Source organism: Enterovibrio sp. FF113, from assembly GCF_041439165.1.
Taxonomy (GTDB): domain Bacteria; phylum Pseudomonadota; class Gammaproteobacteria; order Enterobacterales; family Vibrionaceae; genus Enterovibrio; species Enterovibrio norvegicus_A.
This window is the reverse complement of record NZ_JBGONO010000003.1, coordinates 1-15,408: the sequence shown is the minus strand read 5'-3', so window position 1 is coordinate 15,408 and position 15,408 is coordinate 1. Positions and strand designations below refer to the sequence as shown.

The following is a 15,408-nucleotide window of genomic DNA, read 5'->3' as shown; positions in this document are numbered from 1 at the left end:
TATTCAGTCATTCTTGCTGGTTAAAGTCGGCAATAGCTGTGTCAGAAATTTTATAATTGGAATAAAGAGTCACTGGGATTTCTTCCTTGCTCTTGACGATTGTTCCTGCGCAAAGTATGACCGCTTGCTTAACCCTATGGGGATTAGGTCTGTGGCAGGTTCGTTTTTGCTTTCACCTTTATCAGACCCTCTGTGATTGAAACAACCAACCCCAGCCAAATTAAACCAAAGCTCACGGCTTTAATGCTGTCGAATGTTTCATGGAAGATTAACACCGCGAGGAGAAACTGCAGGCTGGGTTCGATGTATTGCATGAGTCCAATCATCGACATTTTTGCGTGCTTCACGGCTTCTGAGAAGAAGAACAGCGGTGCGAGTGTGATTGGCGCTGCGCCAAGATAAAGCAGTAGCGTCGACATCTCGCTAGATACCGCGACACTGGTTCCTGTGGCCATTTTGTAGGCCATATATCCCGCTGCAAAAGGAAATAAAACGATGGCTTCGACGAATAGGCACGAAATAGCATCATATTTCACATAGCGTTTGCACCAGCCGTATAGTGCGAAAAATACCGCCATCAATACGGCTGCAACAGGCACTTCACCGTATTGCCACACCTGATAGCTCAACCCTAACGCACCAAAGACAACCGCGGCTTTTTGACCAAAGCTTAGCGTCTCTTTAAATGCCAAGACGCCAAGTGCGATAACCAGTAAGGGGTTAATGAAAAAGCCTAGGCTTGCATCTAACACTCGGTCGTTTGTCATCGCCCATGTAAAAGCACTCCAAGATATACACATCATGACCGATGCTAATGACGCGAAAGCAAAAGAGCGTTTGTCTGCGGTCAATGTTTGCCAATTAAGTGAGCGCCCGCGACGACTCTGCAAAATGATGAGTAAAAATGGTACGGATGCAGCGATACGCAAGGCGAGCAGTTCATCCATTGCCGCGTTAGGGAGAAGCTGATAATAGAGCGGCATCGCGCCCCATAACAGGAAGGCAATCGCCGCCATCACGTTACCAAAACGTGTCGGATTCATAGAATAGTACCTGGATGAAAAATAGTCAGAAGAAGCGGGATTTTATAGCGAGAATGGCAATTGTAAAGCATTTGATAGGAAGAAATAACGGTTTAAATCGAAGTGTGGTTACCAGGTCAAGTAATAGGACATTTATGCTTTTGATTTCTATATAAATATAATAAATAACAGGGATTTAGTCACCAATATTTAACATTGATATTGAAGTTTTTATACATAATTCTTCGTATGGGAACGGCTATTAGTAAGGTGGTTTTTTGCAGTTATGAAGCCGCATGAAAGGATCATGCGGCTAACGTGTATTTATGGGGTATTTTCGATTTCTTCTGCCATATCAATCAATCTACCCAATATACGTTCGCCGTCAGCGCGAAGGCCGTTATGTTCGTATTCGTTGGTGATCCAGGCGCGACTGTTAGGAATGTTTCGCAGTGTTTCGCGGGAATAATCCATCTCCACGTACATGTCGTCTGCGTATACCGCACAAGCGACGGGAACCATGTTCGCGTTGAGTGCGTCCACGTCATACAACGCAGGCCAATCCGATTTAGCGGCAAGCAATTCCGCCGCGCCTTTTAGTGGAACCAGATTTTGAAGTTGGTCAAACATCCACGGATATACCATTTCGCCCGTGAACAAAAATGGTGTTTCGGGTGAATAGTTAAATGCCGGAAACTCTGTATTGCGAACGCGATGGGCAGACCAATCAGAGGATTGATCTTGGTTGTAAATCGGTTCATGTAGGAAGGCATAAATAGGGTTGGTCTGATAGCTTTGTTCGGCCAACATCGCTTGTAAAAAGGCATAGCTGAGCGCCTTGCCGGTAGCGGTATTGACGAATGCGTCTTCGAGCAAATAATACATCGGCAAGTTTGCACCACTACGGCCAAGATTGATGCCAATTTGCTGGAATTGTTCCACAGTAAACGTCTGACCGTTCGGCAATTTAACGTCACTGGATGTTAAGTGAGTAGCGATCTCTTTGCAGCGTGTTTGGGCGCTTGGGAACTGTGCAAAGAAAGCCTCATTCTTGTCTAGCACGCGTTGATAGGTGGCACGGTAAACGTCATCGGCAGGGCGAGTTAACGAAGGTACACCACCTGTAATGTATACGCGGCTCAGGCTGTTTGGATAGAACGACAAATAAGTGAGTGCACAGAAACCGCCAAAGCTTTGACCTAAAATTGACCATGTTTTGATGCCGAACTGCTCACGAATGGCTTCTGCATCGCGAACAATATTGTCGGCGCGAAAATGTGAGATAAGTTCCGCTTGGTCACTCGAGGATAAGTCGGCAAGTGTCTGAAGTGTGAGTGGGGAACTGAGCCCCGTGCCACGTTGATCTAACAAGAGAACACGGTATTGTTGCAATGCACGCTTTAGCCAACCGCTCCGACCGTCTGGTCGCGGGGAAGGGAAGCCTGGGCCACCTTGAAAATACACCAGCCAAGGCAGGGAGCCTGCATCACGGTGATGCTCAACGACTTCTCGAGCAAAAACGCGAAGTGTTGTGCTGTTTTTGTCATCGTAATTTAGCGGTAAATCAAAGTGGTGTTGACGATAGACCAAGCCATCATCGATAAAGGTTTCTTGCATGACTTTTTCCTCTCGTCTTGGACGGTTTCATCACTGACTTTAGCGTCTCTCTGCTTGCTAAGAAACCGTGGAGACATGGCTTGTTGAATTTTCGGCATCTATCTCAGATGACATGATGAGCCTAGCAAGCGTATCACGTGCTTGATGGCTGCCTTCGTTGTTGAATTTGATGCCCAGTTGAATCCCTTCACCACTGCTGGTGACCGTCACTACTGTGCCTTCAAACATGATGGGCGTATCAAATAGCGCGTTGATGTTAAAACGCACTGACTCGCCAGGCTCGATAAATTGACTGTTCGACACTCTGATGGCGCATCCGCCCAAAGAGAAATCGGCAAGTTTTGCTAATGTGCCTCTGCCATTAATTTCGACCTGCACAATGCGAGATACGGTGTAGCGTGCAAATCTGCGCATGCGGTGAATGCCGACAGAATCTGGAATGGCAATCGCGAGCATCTTTTCGGGCCTGTGCATCACGCTAAGAATATGGGATTTGAACGCAAATATTTCGCCATAACGTGACGAAGAGATACCGCGCACAATGACTTGCCAGCCAGAAGGGTCGGACAGCAATTTACTCAGTTCAGGGTCGCTTGGTGTTTCAAGAAGCAGATACTTTCGATCACGATAGCCAATGAGGCGGGAGGACCCGCTAAAGGCTTTGATATTATCTTTGTATCTCAGTTCAAACGTGAGAGCAGTGCCAACGGGGATCGTTGGCAAAAAGGCCGCAGCCGAAAGTGTGTCGGTGGTTTTCATTCTGTTATACAAATCAACATATTGAATTGAGTCGCGAAATTAGAAATTGCGTTAATCATTTCTCAAATTTACGACACGTATTTTGGCAGGGATGGTGCGTCTAAATGAACAATTAGTCAATAGAATGATTGGCGGTATAATAGTGATGCATGTCAATGAAAGTGCCAGATTTACAGTAGCTCTGTGTTGTTGTTAATAGTTAATTACACTGGTGTGGCTTTTCAATCAACTTATGTTTTCGGTCTGTTTTTGTTTATCTCGCACCCCCCGCTAGCACAAGGTTCACAGCGTGACTTGCCTGTGAGCAACCATGAGATGCGATAACGGTTCTTGGCAAAAGTTAGATAGGCTTTATCTGCAAACCAACGAATGACAGGAAGGCGAAGTAAACCAATCCAACGTTTTCTACCCACCCGTTTCCAAGCCTGATGTGTCACGTCTAACCCTAGTAATACTCGGCCATCGTGAAATTTGCCATGCAAAATTTCACGTGCATCATCAGGGATAATATCTGGATAACGTTCGGTAAAATCAGACGCTAAAATGTCTTCAAAATGAAGTGAGCCATTCGTGTTTAAGGTGCGGAGTTGGTTCATCTCGGCCACACATAAAGGGCAACTTCCATCGTAGAAAAGTGTGAATAGCATTGTGCGTGTCCTAATCATGAGTTCTTCATTGATACGCAGTTGATTTATATTCGGATCGTCACCATACCAAACAGTTAGTTATTATCGGAAAAACGGAGCAATGTGAATGGAATTCTATCACGCGTTTATTACCCTGACTTTAGTCCATCTATTGGGGGCAGCGTCGCCAGGACCTGATTTTGTGATGGTTTCACAACAATCACTTGTGCATGGTCGCCGTGCAGGGTTGCTCGTTAGTCTTGGTATTGCGCTCGGCCTTTCTGTTCATATTATTTATTCATCTATTGGCCTCGCGACTGTGATCAGTGACTCTGCGATTGTCTTGTCGGTAATGAAGTATTTAGCCGCAGCTTATCTGATTTATCTCGGTGTGAAGGGTATTCGAAGTAAAGCAGCAGTAGGCGATGATGAGCAGTCTGTGCCAGTGAAAGCACGCTCCACGGCGAAGCTGATTTCGATGGGCTTTGTTTGTAATGCGTTAAACCCGAAAGCACCATTGTATTTTCTCTCTGTATTCACCTTGGTGGTTTCACCGGACATGCCCACCTTTGAGCTTTTCTTGCTGGGTATATGGATGATGTTTGTTCAATTGGCGTGGTTCAGTTCAGTGGCGCTTGTTCTGTCGAAACCGTCTGTCCAAGCCAAATTCAAACGTGTTGGGCATTGGGTAGACAGAGTATTAGGTTCGGTGATGTTAGCATTTGGTCTGAAACTACTGTTTACCAGTTCATCGAAATAGCGTGTGTGAAGATGACAGAAGAAAGCCCCGCTCGGGGCTTTTTTGATCGTGATAGAGCCTCTAAGAATGAAACTAAGTGAAGCATGGTCCCCAGCACAACACCATGTTCCACCTATGCTCATGAATGTTTTTCGACTTCTTCTTGAATGTCGTACTCAGATTCATCATGGGATGTCTTTATAGTATGGCCTAGTGACTCAAGTGCGATTGATGTGATTTCAACCAAGCGAGTGTTTAGTCTACCTTCTGAGATAGGGTATATGCTCACTCACTAATATTGCAGTACGTGGCAGGATTTTGGTATTTTAGGTTACTAATATTAACCAGTAATTATTTGGTTACCTGGTTGCAATGCGCTTGAAGCACTCATATTAGAGGCACCAATGTCAAAAAAGGACGTTTATGGCAGACAATAAAAAGAAAGTGCTGGTGTTATTTGCGCACCCGTCTCAACGACGATCGGAAGTGAATGCGCCGCTTTATAAAATCGCGCAGTCGGTCGAGGGAGCGACAGTGGTGGATCTCTATGCCGAATATCCGACCTTTCACATTGACATTGACCGCGAGCAAGCGCGTTTGCGTGAGCATGATGTGGTGCTCTTCCAATTTCCCCTTTATTGGTATTCAACGCCTGCCATCTTGAAAGAATGGCAAGATTTAGTGTTGGAATATGGTTTTGCTTATGGCTCGAGCGGCACCGCATTGCAGGGGAAATACTTCATGTGTGCCATTACCGCGGGTGGGAGTGAAGAAGCGTATAAAGCCGATGGGTTTAACCATTTCAAAATCCGTGAACTTCTCTATCCCCTTGAACAAATGGCAAACTTAACGGGCATGAATTATCTGGCGCCGTTTGCGATCTTTGGCTCACGAACCGCCGCAGAGGAAGGAAAAGTCGGCCAACATACTGCCGCTTATAAAAAATTACTGACTGCGTTGGTTGATGACAACCTAGACACGGATTTGCTTGCTGGTATTGAAAAAATAACAGCCCGCTCTATCGATGGCGCCATCAAGGAAGGAAAAGCATGACAGATTTATTCTTAAAGGCATTTATCTATTTAGTTGCTGCTGTCATTGCGGTGCCGATTGCCAAGCGTTTGGGTTTGGGCTCGGTTCTTGGGTATTTGATTGCCGGTGTGATTATTGGCCCTCTGACGGGGCTAGTGGGTTCGGAAACCAATACTATTCAGCACTTCGCAGAATTTGGTGTCGTGATGATGTTGTTCCTCGTAGGTTTAGAGCTTGAGCCGAAGATGCTCTGGGCAATGCGAAACCGCTTGATGGGATTGGGCGGCCTCCAAGTCGGTGTCACAACAGCGATAGTGATGGGGATTGCATTACTCTTTGAGCAACCTTGGACCATCGCGCTTGCCATTGGCTTAATCTTCGCGTTGTCTTCGACTGCTATTGTGCTGCAAACCTTTAATGAAAAGCGACTCACCAAAACAGAAGGCGGTCGAAATGCTTTTTCAGTGTTGCTGTTTCAAGATATTGCCGTGATACCGATGCTGGCGTTTATTCCGCTGTTGGCACTCCCTGAGTTGGTGGAAAAGGCAAAACATGCCGCCGCTTCCGCGTCTGAACACCATGAACAAATGAGCCTAGTCGCGGGATTGCCGGGTTGGGCCGTCGGTTTAGTGATCTTGGGCTCAATCGCAGGTGTCGTTGTAGGCGGGCACTATTTAAGCCGTCCGTTATTACGCTTTGTTGCCAGCTCTGGTCTTCGTGAGATATTTACCGCCACCGCGCTGATGCTCGTGATTGGTATTGCCGCACTGATGAGTTTGATAGGCCTTTCACCAGCACTAGGTACGTTTTTGGCGGGTGTCGTATTGGCCAACAGTGAATTTCGTCATGAGTTGGAATCAAACATTGAACCGTTTAAAGGACTGCTGCTGGGCTTGTTCTTTATTACTGTTGGGGCGGGCATCAACTTTGGCATCTTGTTTGAAGATCTGTTTGTCATTATTGGCCTGACAATCGGACTCATGGTATTGAAAGCCATCGTGCTGCTTTTGTTGACTTTTATATTCAAGATCAAAGGCTCAGCTCGTTGGTTATTTGCACTGAGCCTCGCCCAAGCGGGTGAGTTCGGGTTTGTGTTACTAAGTTTCTCAATGCAAAACAATGTATTGCCTGCTGAAACTGCGCAGTTACTGTCGCTGGTAGTAGCAATTTCTATGTTTCTCACACCCGGTTTATTTATTCTTTATGACAACGTCATTTTGCCGCGTTACGAGAAAGTGTCTAATAACCGCGAAGCCGATGTGATTGATGAGCAAGGGTCGGTGATTATTGCGGGTGTTGGCCGTTTTGGGCAGGTAGTGAATCGTTTGCTGACGGGTAATGGGGTGAAGACCGTCGTGCTTGATCACGAAGCCACGCAAGTAGAAAACCTGCGCCAAATTAACATCAAAAGCTATTTTGGTGATGCCACTCGACCCGATCTATTGCATACAGCAGGTATCGAAGAATCGGCGTTGTTGGTGGTCGCCATGGATAACGAAGAAACCACCACCGAGCTTGTTGAGTACGTGAAACACACCTATCCCCATGTGAAAGTGCTCGCTCGTGCCTTTGACCGTGGGCATGCGTATAAGCTTCGCCATGCGGGGGCGGATTTTGTGATCAAAGAAACCTACCACTCTGCACTGGAAATGGGCGCAGAAGCGCTGCGTACGCTTGGCTCACATCCCTTTTTGGTTGAGCAGCAAAAAGCGATGTTTAACCAAATTGAGAAACAGAGTTCTGAAAAACTCTATCAAAGTTGGTTAGGCGGCGAAGAATCACAAACCTACGATAACCATTACCAACATCTGTTTATTGAGCTAGAAGAAACCATTCGAGAAGCGATGGATACGGATAGGATGGATAAACATGCTCTCACCGAGCGCGAGTGGACGCCGCCACCAAAGGGTTACTTAGATGAATTTGGTGCGCCTCCTTCGGATGACCAGCCTAATGAACCGCTGAATGACGCGTCGGACGAACAGGAGAAACCCGCTTAATGTTGCTTGTGCCCTTTGAAGCAGCAGATGCACCACAACTTTGCGGTTGGATACCAAACGCCAGAGACAATTACCTATGGGGGGGCCCGGCGTTTGAATTTCCAATCACGGTTGAGCAGGTCGCAGCGCACTTAGCGAAACCCGAAGTGCGCCCTTTTCTCTTTCGTCATCAGGGTGAAGCAGTCGGGTACATTGAGCTTTATCGAGTATCTGCCACTGAATACCGCCTATGTCGGGTGCTGATCGCCGCTGAAAATAGCCGTGGGCAAGGCTGGGGCAAAGCGATGGTGTCAATGGCACTGGATGTTGCCTTTGAAGAGCCTAAAATTACGACAGTTAGCTTGGCCGTGTTTGAGTGCAATCAGATCGCAGTCGCTTGCTACACCGCCCTGGGGTTCGACTTACTACAAGAAGAGACCAAAACGCGTGAGTTTCAAGAAGAAACATGGACGTTACTGAGAATGCAAAAGCGGCGTTAGGTGATAAAGCGTACTATCAATGCATGCCCTGTGTGACCCTCCTTCCATTAAGGCTCTTGCCACCTCCGCGCCCCCTATATTTCTGTTGAATATCAAGCTATTCAGAATACGATGCGCGCGTTCCACAATTATCGGCAAACTGTTTGAAAAAACAGGACGCAAAGCCTCCGGTCTAAGAGTGTTCTCTGCTTAATGTAGAGAACAATGATGATAGCGGGGTTGCCATTTTCGAGATTGAAAATGTCTGCTTTTCGCGTCTGTCCGTGCTGTGGGTGAATAACAATAAAAACACGCAGGAAGTACATACATGCTCAAGCTTCACACCTCTATTTTGTCTGTTACCGCCGCGCTTTTCAGCGCGAGCGTGATGTCTCATGGTTATATTAGCGCCGTTGATGATGGCTTAGCTGGCCGTGCGGCAATGTGTAAATACACCTCTGAAACGGGTGAGAAAAATACTGATTGTGGTCAAGTTCAGTGGGAGCCACAAAGTGTGGAAGGGCCGGAGGGTTTCCCAGAACTTGGCCCCGAAGACGGCAAACTGGCCAGCGCGGGATTGATCCAGTTTTCAGCGTTAGATGAGCAGACCGCTTCACGCTGGATCAAACGCTCGATTGTGGCCGGTCAGAATGATTTTGAGTGGACGTTCACGGCAAACCATGTGACGCGCACTTGGAAGTACTACATCACTCAACCTGATTGGAACGTGAATCAGCCGCTGGCTCGCGCTGCATTAGATTTGAATCCGTTTTGTGTGATTGAAGGCAACATGCAAAAGCCGCCAAAGACCATGGTTCACTCGTGTAATGTGCCTGCTCGTGAAGGTTACCATGTCATTTTGGCTGTTTGGGATGTGGGTGATACTGCCGCAGCGTTTTATAACGCCATCGATGTGCAATTTGACGGCGAGCAGCCAGAGCAACCTAATTGGTCTCAACATGGGCAAATTAATCCTGGTATTAACCTGGCAACAGGGGATGCGGTATTTACCCGTGTGTTTGACAACGAAGGCGAGCGCCCAGAGCTGTCAACGCGTCTGATCATTGAGAGCGAAAAAGCCGGTGTGGCAAACACCTGGTCATTCGATCTTGCGGCAAAAATTAATCAGGCTAATAACGTTATTAAAGCGGGTGTGCGTGACAGCAATGGCAATTTTATCCCCGTTTACGGTGCTAATCCGATCTACTTGAAGAAAGACAGTGGACTAGCACGTGTAGAAGTTGGCTATGACATTGCATCACCTGAGCCGGATTACGGCGTGATCATTGATGGCGTGGCATCCGAATACATGATTTCAGAAGACGGGATTGATCTCGATTTCACCGTCACGGCTGCTGGTGACATTACGGTTGAAATGACCGTTTACAATCACGCACAAGAAGCATTAGCTTACGAAAAGTTGTCGTTGGAAGATGGCGTGTCTGAAAACGTGAATCTACAACTGACGAAAATTAGCGCCGGTCACCATATGCTGGTTTCTCGCGTGAAAGACAGTGAAGGAAATTTGGTTGAACAGCAAACCATAGACTTTCACCTGATTGAAAAAATCGACCAGTGTGGCACTGATCCTGAGGCAATGAACCACCCAGCATGGGAGGAAAATACCACCTACACAGGCGGCGAAAAAGTAGGCTTCAATGGTTTAGTGTGGGAAGCAAAATACTGGATTCAGGGAGCAGCACCAGAAAGCAGCGATGCGTGGAAATTGATCAGTACCTTGCCAGTGGCCTGGACATCAGGCAAAGCGTATTTAACTGGCGAGCAGGTGCTGTTTGGAGGCAACTTGTATCAGGCTAAATGGTGGGTAAACAGCAGCCCAGCATCAGCACCAGAAGCATGGACGAACAAAGGCCCGTTTGCTTGTGAATAACAACAGACATTGTTGATAGCATAATAAATCAAATGACAAGCCTGATGCGAAGCAACGCATCGGGCTTTTTTTGGACTGTTTGGGTACAAACAAAGGTCGACAATGTCTCTGATTTCACGTGATCTGAGTGAAAGCTTTAAGCAGAATGGCTTACCATTCAATTGTTATCGGCGTGCCTACTGAGACCATGCTCAGAAACTCATCCATCTGCTCGTTGGCAATCGCAATACAACCATCTGTCCAATCCTCACCTCGACTAAGGCTAGGGTGCGGGCCTGCTTCGTTTTTCTGACCATGAATCATGATTTGACCGCCAGGGCTCACGCCCAATAATTCAGCGCGCGCGAGATCTCGTGTGTTGGGATAATTGATGCGGATAGAGCGATAAAAGCGGGATTTCTCGTTAATGAAGTCAAGGGTATAACTGCCTTCCGGCGTGCGTTTGTCGCCTTCACGTAGTTTGTGACCTTTCGGGTTGGCACCAAGTGCAATGGGATACCATTTGACGATTTTATCACCTTGGATCAGATACATTTTACGGGCAGATTTATCCACTTTGACCAAATCAATGTCAACCATACTGTTCGTCGCTTGAGCGGGTAAGGCAAGGATAGTGGGCAGTAAAAACCACCATGAAGATTTGATAAGGCCTCGTATCACCGCTTTCCCCTTCATGACAGCCAATGGTGAAAAATTCCGTTTCATAACATCCCTGAACTTTTTCCTACGAATATTAAGTATTACCACTTAATCGCAGTAAATACCCAATTTGGTGGGGAAATTACCACAGGTCAGTAATTCAAGGCCTGCCCTGTGGCGATGTTATTACTCGGACATCACGTCAATGCAGTGATCCCAAGTATTTTGAGAAACATTAAGGTGAGAGGTTGACCTGCTGTCATAGACAGCATCGATGACCTCATAAGGTCGTGTCGGTTTATAGCTGGCGAATGCCATGTACGCCTCTAATTTGGGCGCGCCGCTTTGTTTGAAATCATAAGCGCCGCCCGCAACCACGGCTTTTTGCGCACAAAACCTGGCGATATCCAACCGTTGTGACGGGATCTCAGCCACTTTTTGCGCGCATTCACCAAACAGGCTGACTGAGTAATCCCAAGCACTGTCAAAGTCCGTGCTATAGATGCGCTGAACAGCGTTAATCTTAATTTTGGAGGAAGCCTCTGTTGCATAGCGTTCAATCAATGCTTGTTGAGGACGCTGTTTCAATTTTTCTGAAGCAATGAAATAGGCGGTATCTGCAAGCTCAGTGCAATACGACAGTTGAATAACTTCTTTGTTTGAATACAACTGAATGGTTTTTACCGGTTCAGGTTGAGTCGCACAGCCGACTAGAGAGGTTACAGCAAGCAGGTAGCCAAAGAAAAAACGAGTCGGAACCATCATACATCCTTATTGATAGGGGGCGATTCGAGGCAGCAGAAATGGAAATATTAGTGTGAATTATACCGCTATAAATGGACGCTAACTGTTTTCTAAATGAGACCTGTCGAAAGATGTTGAGGATTACCACGTGGATGAAACTGAGTGTTTATCGTTCAAATGGGTGAACTAGGCAACTAGCCTAAATTTTTCAACATTAAGTTATATCAATGAATCATCTTTAACGTGACTTTTTTGAATTTCGCTTTAACCAAAGTTATGTCTGGTAAGGCTTAAGGTTAAATAACTGTCGTTGGTGGAAAGTTAACCTCAATAAGTGAAATTATTGGTTATAACCACAAAAATCTCTGATTGGAGCTGCTTTTGGTGCTTTCGTATACTCGGGGTGTTGATGGGAGTGAAACCGTTAACCATTACTTATATAAAAGGCCGTGTAGAGAGCATTATGATTGATTTTTGGCCATTAATTGGCATTGTTGTAATTACAGCTGGGTTAGCGTTAAAACTCAATACGTTACTGGTCATTTTGGTTGCGGGTGTCGCAACCGGTTTAGTCGCAGACATCGCGGTAATGGAAATCCTGTCTATCTTAGGTCAATCCTTTACCCAAAACCGCTATATGTCCCTTTTCATTCTTATTTTGCCAATGATTGGCATTCTTGAACGTTTCGGCCTTCGTCAGCGCGCAGAAGCTTTGATTGGCTCGATGAAGAAAGCGTCAGTCAGTAAAATTCTGATGACTTACTTGTTGTTGCGTAAAGCTACCAACGGGATGGGTCTGAGTATTGGTGGTCACCCATCGATGATCCGTCCGCTTATTGCACCTATGGCGGAAGCCGCCGCAGAAAAAGACTGCCCCAATTTGTCAGATGAAAAACGTCAGTCGATTCGTGCGTTATCAGCGGCAAGTGAAAATTTTGGCAACTTCTTTAGCCAGCTGCTGTTTATCGGCACAGGCGGTATTCTTCTTATCAAAGGCGTGATGACTGATAATCAACTCGACGTGAAGCTTGAAACCATGGCCTTGTGGGCACTGCCAACCGCCGTTGCATCGTTTGTGCTGTTCGTTGTCTTCAGCAAAATCGTGGAAGTGCGTCTTCTTAAGCCATCGACCAATCAAAGTGCATCAGCGACTGCAAACGCTGATGCGCAAAAAGAAGGGCAATAACCCATGTTAGAGTACATTTATCAAACCACGGGTTTATTGCTGCTGGCGTTCTCGCTGCAAAGCTTCCTTGATAAAGAGAATCCGAAACGTATCGGTAGTGGTCTGTTTTGGCTGATCTACGGCATGACATTCCTGTTTGGCGCGATGATCCCGAACTGGGTGACAGGTCTTATGGTATTGGCGCTTACCGCGCTGGCGGCGGGTGGGTTTATGGGCGTGGGCAACTACCGCACCACCACCGAAGAAGAGCGTAAACAAACCGCAACCATGCTTAAAAACAAGCTGTTCATTCCTGCTGCTATCGTGCCTGTCGGCACGGTTGCTATCAGCCAGTTTACGTCACTCGGCGCACTGGTTGGCCTAGGTCTCAGCTCTATTGCAGCCATCGTTGTGGCGTTAATGATCACCAAAAGCAAACCGATGCACAGCCTTAACGAAGGACGCCGTTTGATCGATTCCATCGGTTGGGCTGCCATCTTGTCGCAGTTTCTGGCCGCGTTAGGGTTTCTGTTCAATCAGGCGGGTGTGGGCGATACCGTCGCGCAAATTGTCAAAATGATGATCCCTGAGAACATGCTGCTGGTGAACGTGATTGCTTACTGCGTAGGTATGACCATTTTCACCGTGGTGATGGGTAATGCGTTTGCCGCGTTTGCCGTGATCACAACAGGCATCGGTATTCCATTGCTGATACTCGAAAACGGCGGCAACGCCGCCATCGTAGGTGTGCTGGGTATGCTTTCCGGTTACTGCGGTACGCTAATGACCCCAATGGCTGCCAACTTTAATGTCGTACCTGCAGCGTTACTTGAATTGAAAAATAAACACCACGTTATTTTGATGCAGGTGTTTCCTGGCCTGTGCATCTTGGCGTTCAACATCTTCGTTATGTATAGCTTTGCATTCTGAGAGTAGTAGTGATGAGAAAAGTATTGATTACAGGCTTCGAGCCTTTTGGTGGCGCTTTAGTTAACCCTGCATTGGAAGCAGTAAAGCAGCTTGATGGTTTTCAGCTCAATGGTGGCGAGATAGTTATCTGTGAAGTGCCTGTGACGCGTTATGACGCGATTAAAGCCGTCACTAAAGCCATTGAGACTCACAAGCCAACATTTGTGATTACAGTGGGTCAGGCTGCGGGTCGCAATGCGATCACCCCTGAGCGTGTTGCGATTAACATTGATGATTTTCGTATCCCAGATAACGGTGGCAACCAGCCAATCGACGAGCCAATCGATGAAGATGGCCCTGATGCGTATTTCAGTACCTTGCCAATCAAGGCAATTACGAGTGCCATGCAAGAGAAGGGTATTCCTTGTACCGTCTCTAACACCGCGGGTACGTTTGTCTGTAACCATGTTTTCTATGGTGTTCAACACTTCTTGCGTGACACGGATATTGGACACGGCTTTATTCACATTCCATTGCTACCTGAACAAGCGGCAGCGACAGATCAACCGTCAATGTCTCTTGAAACCATTGTGGAAGGCTTGAAAGTGGCTGCGCAAGCAACACTGGACAATAAGCACGACATTGCAGTGGGGGCGGGGAAGATTTGCTAACAGCAGAAATGAACGTTAAAAGCTGAATAACGAAAAGCCTGACAGCGATTGCTGACAGGCTTTTTTGTTTTTAAGTGCGCATTTTCGTAAAAATTCACTCTTAAAGAATAAAAATCACCCCACGTACTAAATTCGCCAAATCTCACCATGTCACTAAAATTGGAAAGCTGGGTGACGATGCCGTCACTAGGGTTAATAGAAAATATTTTTTCGATCTGATGCAATTGATATCGGTGACGCATTGTGAAACGCCATTCAATAATTTTCTTCAATATTGTTTCAGACTCTAACCTTAAAAATGATACGTGGAGTGGTCCAATTATGAGATGGCATTTATATATAAAATGACTAATGTAACGAAACCTAAAATAGGTGTTGATGATGCAAAAAGCCACCTATCGACAAGGCGTTAATAGAGGAGTGGTATCAAAATATTTGTATTGGCCTTGAGCCTTTCGGTGCTTTCCGTCGACGCGATGAGTGATGCTTATGGGAGGAGTGCAGCGAGACTAAAAAGCCGCTCACTGAGCGGCTTAAATACGGCATGTTCATTTTGGTGAAGTAGATACACCGCGTTAATAGGTCGTAATGTTATCGGGTTCTATTCGATAAAATCACACGCTTCAAAGCTAGACTTTCCAAGATAGACGATGGGTTGTTTAGCACCGTTTAGACATTTCCCTTCGTTGACAACAATGTTGCAATGAACTTTGTTGGTGCTTGAATCGAGAATGATTCCACCTTGAAGAACACTGTAATAGTGTCCGTTGGGGTTAGTTTGACATACTTTGAACGCGTTATCGTTTGCAGCATTGGTATAAATAAAGCTAGTGATACCGGATGTAATTGCCACACCAACGTTGGATCTCCAATCTACATTCGAGCCTTTACCTTCAGTCACAGTCTCCCATTCATTGATCAGTCCCGACCCTTGATAGTTCATGTTTAACTTTGTGACTAAGTCAGGTCCACCAATAACACCATTATCACAATCTATGTAAATGGTATGGCCATAAACGGATACAGACACATAACTGTACTGACTACAGATACTATTTTCGGTGAATACGTCGTTATCAGTGATGGTGAGCGTACCGGTTTTCCTATCATTGCCGTTTGCTAGCATTGATGCCTTA

At 46.3% G+C, this 15,408-nt stretch carries 14 protein-coding genes, 1 pseudogene and 1 riboswitch; of the genes and pseudogenes, 8 read left to right on the top strand and 7 right to left on the bottom strand.

Going from position 1 to position 15,408, the window contains the following annotated elements; translation table 11 throughout:
• Window positions 1–143: 143 nt before the first annotated feature.
• From rarD to ACED36_RS03025, 4 genes are all read right to left on the bottom strand, one after another.
• Window positions 144–1,043, bottom strand: coding sequence for an EamA family transporter RarD (gene rarD / locus ACED36_RS03040; RefSeq protein WP_371732767.1), 900 nt, complete (start codon window positions 1,041–1,043; stop codon window positions 144–146).
• A gap of 303 nt (window positions 1,044–1,346) precedes the next feature.
• A complete protein-coding gene (locus ACED36_RS03035) occupies window positions 1,347–2,639 on the bottom strand; it encodes an alpha/beta fold hydrolase (protein WP_371732766.1) in 1,293 nt (430 codons plus the stop codon).
• A gap of 57 nt (window positions 2,640–2,696) precedes the next feature.
• Window positions 2,697–3,398 carry a flagellar brake protein gene (locus tag ACED36_RS03030; RefSeq protein WP_017003745.1) on the bottom strand — a complete coding sequence of 234 codons (702 nt, stop codon included), beginning with the start codon at window positions 3,396–3,398 and terminating at the stop codon, window positions 2,697–2,699.
• Between the two features lie 230 nt (window positions 3,399–3,628).
• Window positions 3,629–4,045, bottom strand: coding sequence for a thiol-disulfide oxidoreductase DCC family protein (locus ACED36_RS03025; protein WP_017003744.1), 417 nt, complete (start codon window positions 4,043–4,045; stop codon window positions 3,629–3,631).
• 106 nt (window positions 4,046–4,151) lie between these two features.
• On the opposite strand from ACED36_RS03025, the gene ACED36_RS03020 reads away from it, so the two are divergent.
• The 5 genes from ACED36_RS03020 to gbpA all read left to right on the top strand — a co-directional run bounded on the left by ACED36_RS03020 (window position 4,152) and on the right by gbpA (window position 10,144).
• Window positions 4,152–4,784 carry a LysE family translocator gene (locus ACED36_RS03020; protein WP_016959651.1) on the top strand — a complete coding sequence of 211 codons (633 nt, stop codon included), beginning with the start codon at window positions 4,152–4,154 and terminating at the stop codon, window positions 4,782–4,784.
• 402 nt (window positions 4,785–5,186) lie between these two features.
• Window positions 5,187–5,816, top strand: coding sequence for an NAD(P)H-dependent oxidoreductase (locus ACED36_RS03015; protein ID WP_371732765.1), 630 nt, complete (start codon window positions 5,187–5,189; stop codon window positions 5,814–5,816).
• Window positions 5,813–7,795, top strand: coding sequence for a monovalent cation:proton antiporter-2 (CPA2) family protein (locus ACED36_RS03010; RefSeq protein WP_371732764.1), 1,983 nt, complete (start codon window positions 5,813–5,815; stop codon window positions 7,793–7,795). Before ACED36_RS03015 ends, ACED36_RS03010 begins: the two co-directional genes overlap by 4 nt.
• Entirely contained in the window at window positions 7,795–8,274 is a 480-nt protein-coding gene (locus tag ACED36_RS03005) for a GNAT family N-acetyltransferase (protein ID WP_017006051.1), read from the top strand. Before ACED36_RS03010 ends, ACED36_RS03005 begins: the two co-directional genes overlap by 1 nt.
• A gap of 123 nt (window positions 8,275–8,397) precedes the next feature.
• A riboswitch (cyclic di-GMP riboswitch) is annotated at window positions 8,398–8,501 on the top strand.
• Window positions 8,502–8,581: 80 nt separating this feature from the next.
• Window positions 8,582–10,144, top strand: a complete 1,563-nt coding sequence (gbpA, locus tag ACED36_RS03000) for an N-acetylglucosamine-binding protein GbpA (RefSeq protein WP_371732763.1) — start codon at window positions 8,582–8,584, stop codon at window positions 10,142–10,144.
• Window positions 10,145–10,294: 150 nt separating this feature from the next.
• On the opposite strand, the gene ACED36_RS02995 is transcribed toward gbpA, so the two are convergent.
• Together ACED36_RS02995 and ACED36_RS02990 are read right to left on the bottom strand one after the other, a co-directional pair.
• On the bottom strand, window positions 10,295–10,723 hold the full coding sequence (locus ACED36_RS02995; RefSeq protein ID WP_241819246.1) for a murein L,D-transpeptidase family protein: 429 nt from the start codon (window positions 10,721–10,723) through the stop codon (window positions 10,295–10,297).
• A gap of 246 nt (window positions 10,724–10,969) precedes the next feature.
• Complete coding sequence (locus ACED36_RS02990) at window positions 10,970–11,545, bottom strand: hypothetical protein (RefSeq protein WP_017006053.1); 576 nt, start codon at window positions 11,543–11,545, stop codon at window positions 10,970–10,972.
• 445 nt (window positions 11,546–11,990) lie between these two features.
• Here ACED36_RS02990 and ACED36_RS02985 point away from each other — a divergent pair, with 445 nt between their 5' ends.
• Genes ACED36_RS02985 through pcp form a run of 3 tightly spaced genes read left to right on the top strand, consistent with a single transcriptional unit; the run spans window position 11,991 to window position 14,272 of the window.
• The gene (locus ACED36_RS02985) at window positions 11,991–12,713 is read left to right on the top strand and encodes a DUF969 domain-containing protein (RefSeq protein WP_026023914.1); all 723 of its coding nucleotides are present in this window, start codon (window positions 11,991–11,993) and stop codon (window positions 12,711–12,713) included.
• A 3-nt stretch (window positions 12,714–12,716) separates the two neighbouring features.
• Window positions 12,717–13,622, top strand: a complete 906-nt coding sequence (locus ACED36_RS02980; RefSeq protein WP_371732762.1) for a DUF979 domain-containing protein — start codon at window positions 12,717–12,719, stop codon at window positions 13,620–13,622.
• An 11-nt stretch (window positions 13,623–13,633) separates the two neighbouring features.
• A complete protein-coding gene (gene pcp / locus ACED36_RS02975; RefSeq protein WP_016959642.1) occupies window positions 13,634–14,272 on the top strand; it encodes a pyroglutamyl-peptidase I in 639 nt (212 codons plus the stop codon).
• Between the two features lie 601 nt (window positions 14,273–14,873).
• Here pcp and ACED36_RS02970 read toward each other — a convergent pair.
• Window positions 14,874–15,408 (bottom strand): annotated as a pseudogene (locus tag ACED36_RS02970) (hypothetical protein); the annotation flags it as partial.

Coding starts and splice junctions, on each gene's coding strand:
- ACED36_RS03020 (WP_016959651.1), top strand. CDS start 4,152: ATGGAATTCTATCACGCGTTTATTACCCTGACTTTAGTCCATCTATTG.
- gbpA (WP_371732763.1), top strand. CDS start 8,582: ATGCTCAAGCTTCACACCTCTATTTTGTCTGTTACCGCCGCGCTTTTC.
- ACED36_RS02980 (WP_371732762.1), top strand. CDS start 12,717: ATGTTAGAGTACATTTATCAAACCACGGGTTTATTGCTGCTGGCGTTC.
- ACED36_RS02990 (WP_017006053.1), bottom strand. CDS start 11,545: ATGGTTCCGACTCGTTTTTTCTTTGGCTACCTGCTTGCTGTAACCTCT.
- ACED36_RS03015 (WP_371732765.1), top strand. CDS start 5,187: ATGGCAGACAATAAAAAGAAAGTGCTGGTGTTATTTGCGCACCCGTCT.
- ACED36_RS02995 (WP_241819246.1), bottom strand. CDS start 10,723: ATGGTTGACATTGATTTGGTCAAAGTGGATAAATCTGCCCGTAAAATG.
- ACED36_RS02985 (WP_026023914.1), top strand. CDS start 11,991: ATGATTGATTTTTGGCCATTAATTGGCATTGTTGTAATTACAGCTGGG.
- pcp (WP_016959642.1), top strand. CDS start 13,634: ATGAGAAAAGTATTGATTACAGGCTTCGAGCCTTTTGGTGGCGCTTTA.
- ACED36_RS03010 (WP_371732764.1), top strand. CDS start 5,813: ATGACAGATTTATTCTTAAAGGCATTTATCTATTTAGTTGCTGCTGTC.
- ACED36_RS03005 (WP_017006051.1), top strand. CDS start 7,795: ATGTTGCTTGTGCCCTTTGAAGCAGCAGATGCACCACAACTTTGCGGT.
- ACED36_RS03030 (WP_017003745.1), bottom strand. CDS start 3,398: ATGAAAACCACCGACACACTTTCGGCTGCGGCCTTTTTGCCAACGATC.
- rarD (WP_371732767.1), bottom strand. CDS start 1,043: ATGAATCCGACACGTTTTGGTAACGTGATGGCGGCGATTGCCTTCCTG.
- ACED36_RS03035 (WP_371732766.1), bottom strand. CDS start 2,639: ATGCAAGAAACCTTTATCGATGATGGCTTGGTCTATCGTCAACACCAC.
- ACED36_RS03025 (WP_017003744.1), bottom strand. CDS start 4,045: ATGCTATTCACACTTTTCTACGATGGAAGTTGCCCTTTATGTGTGGCC.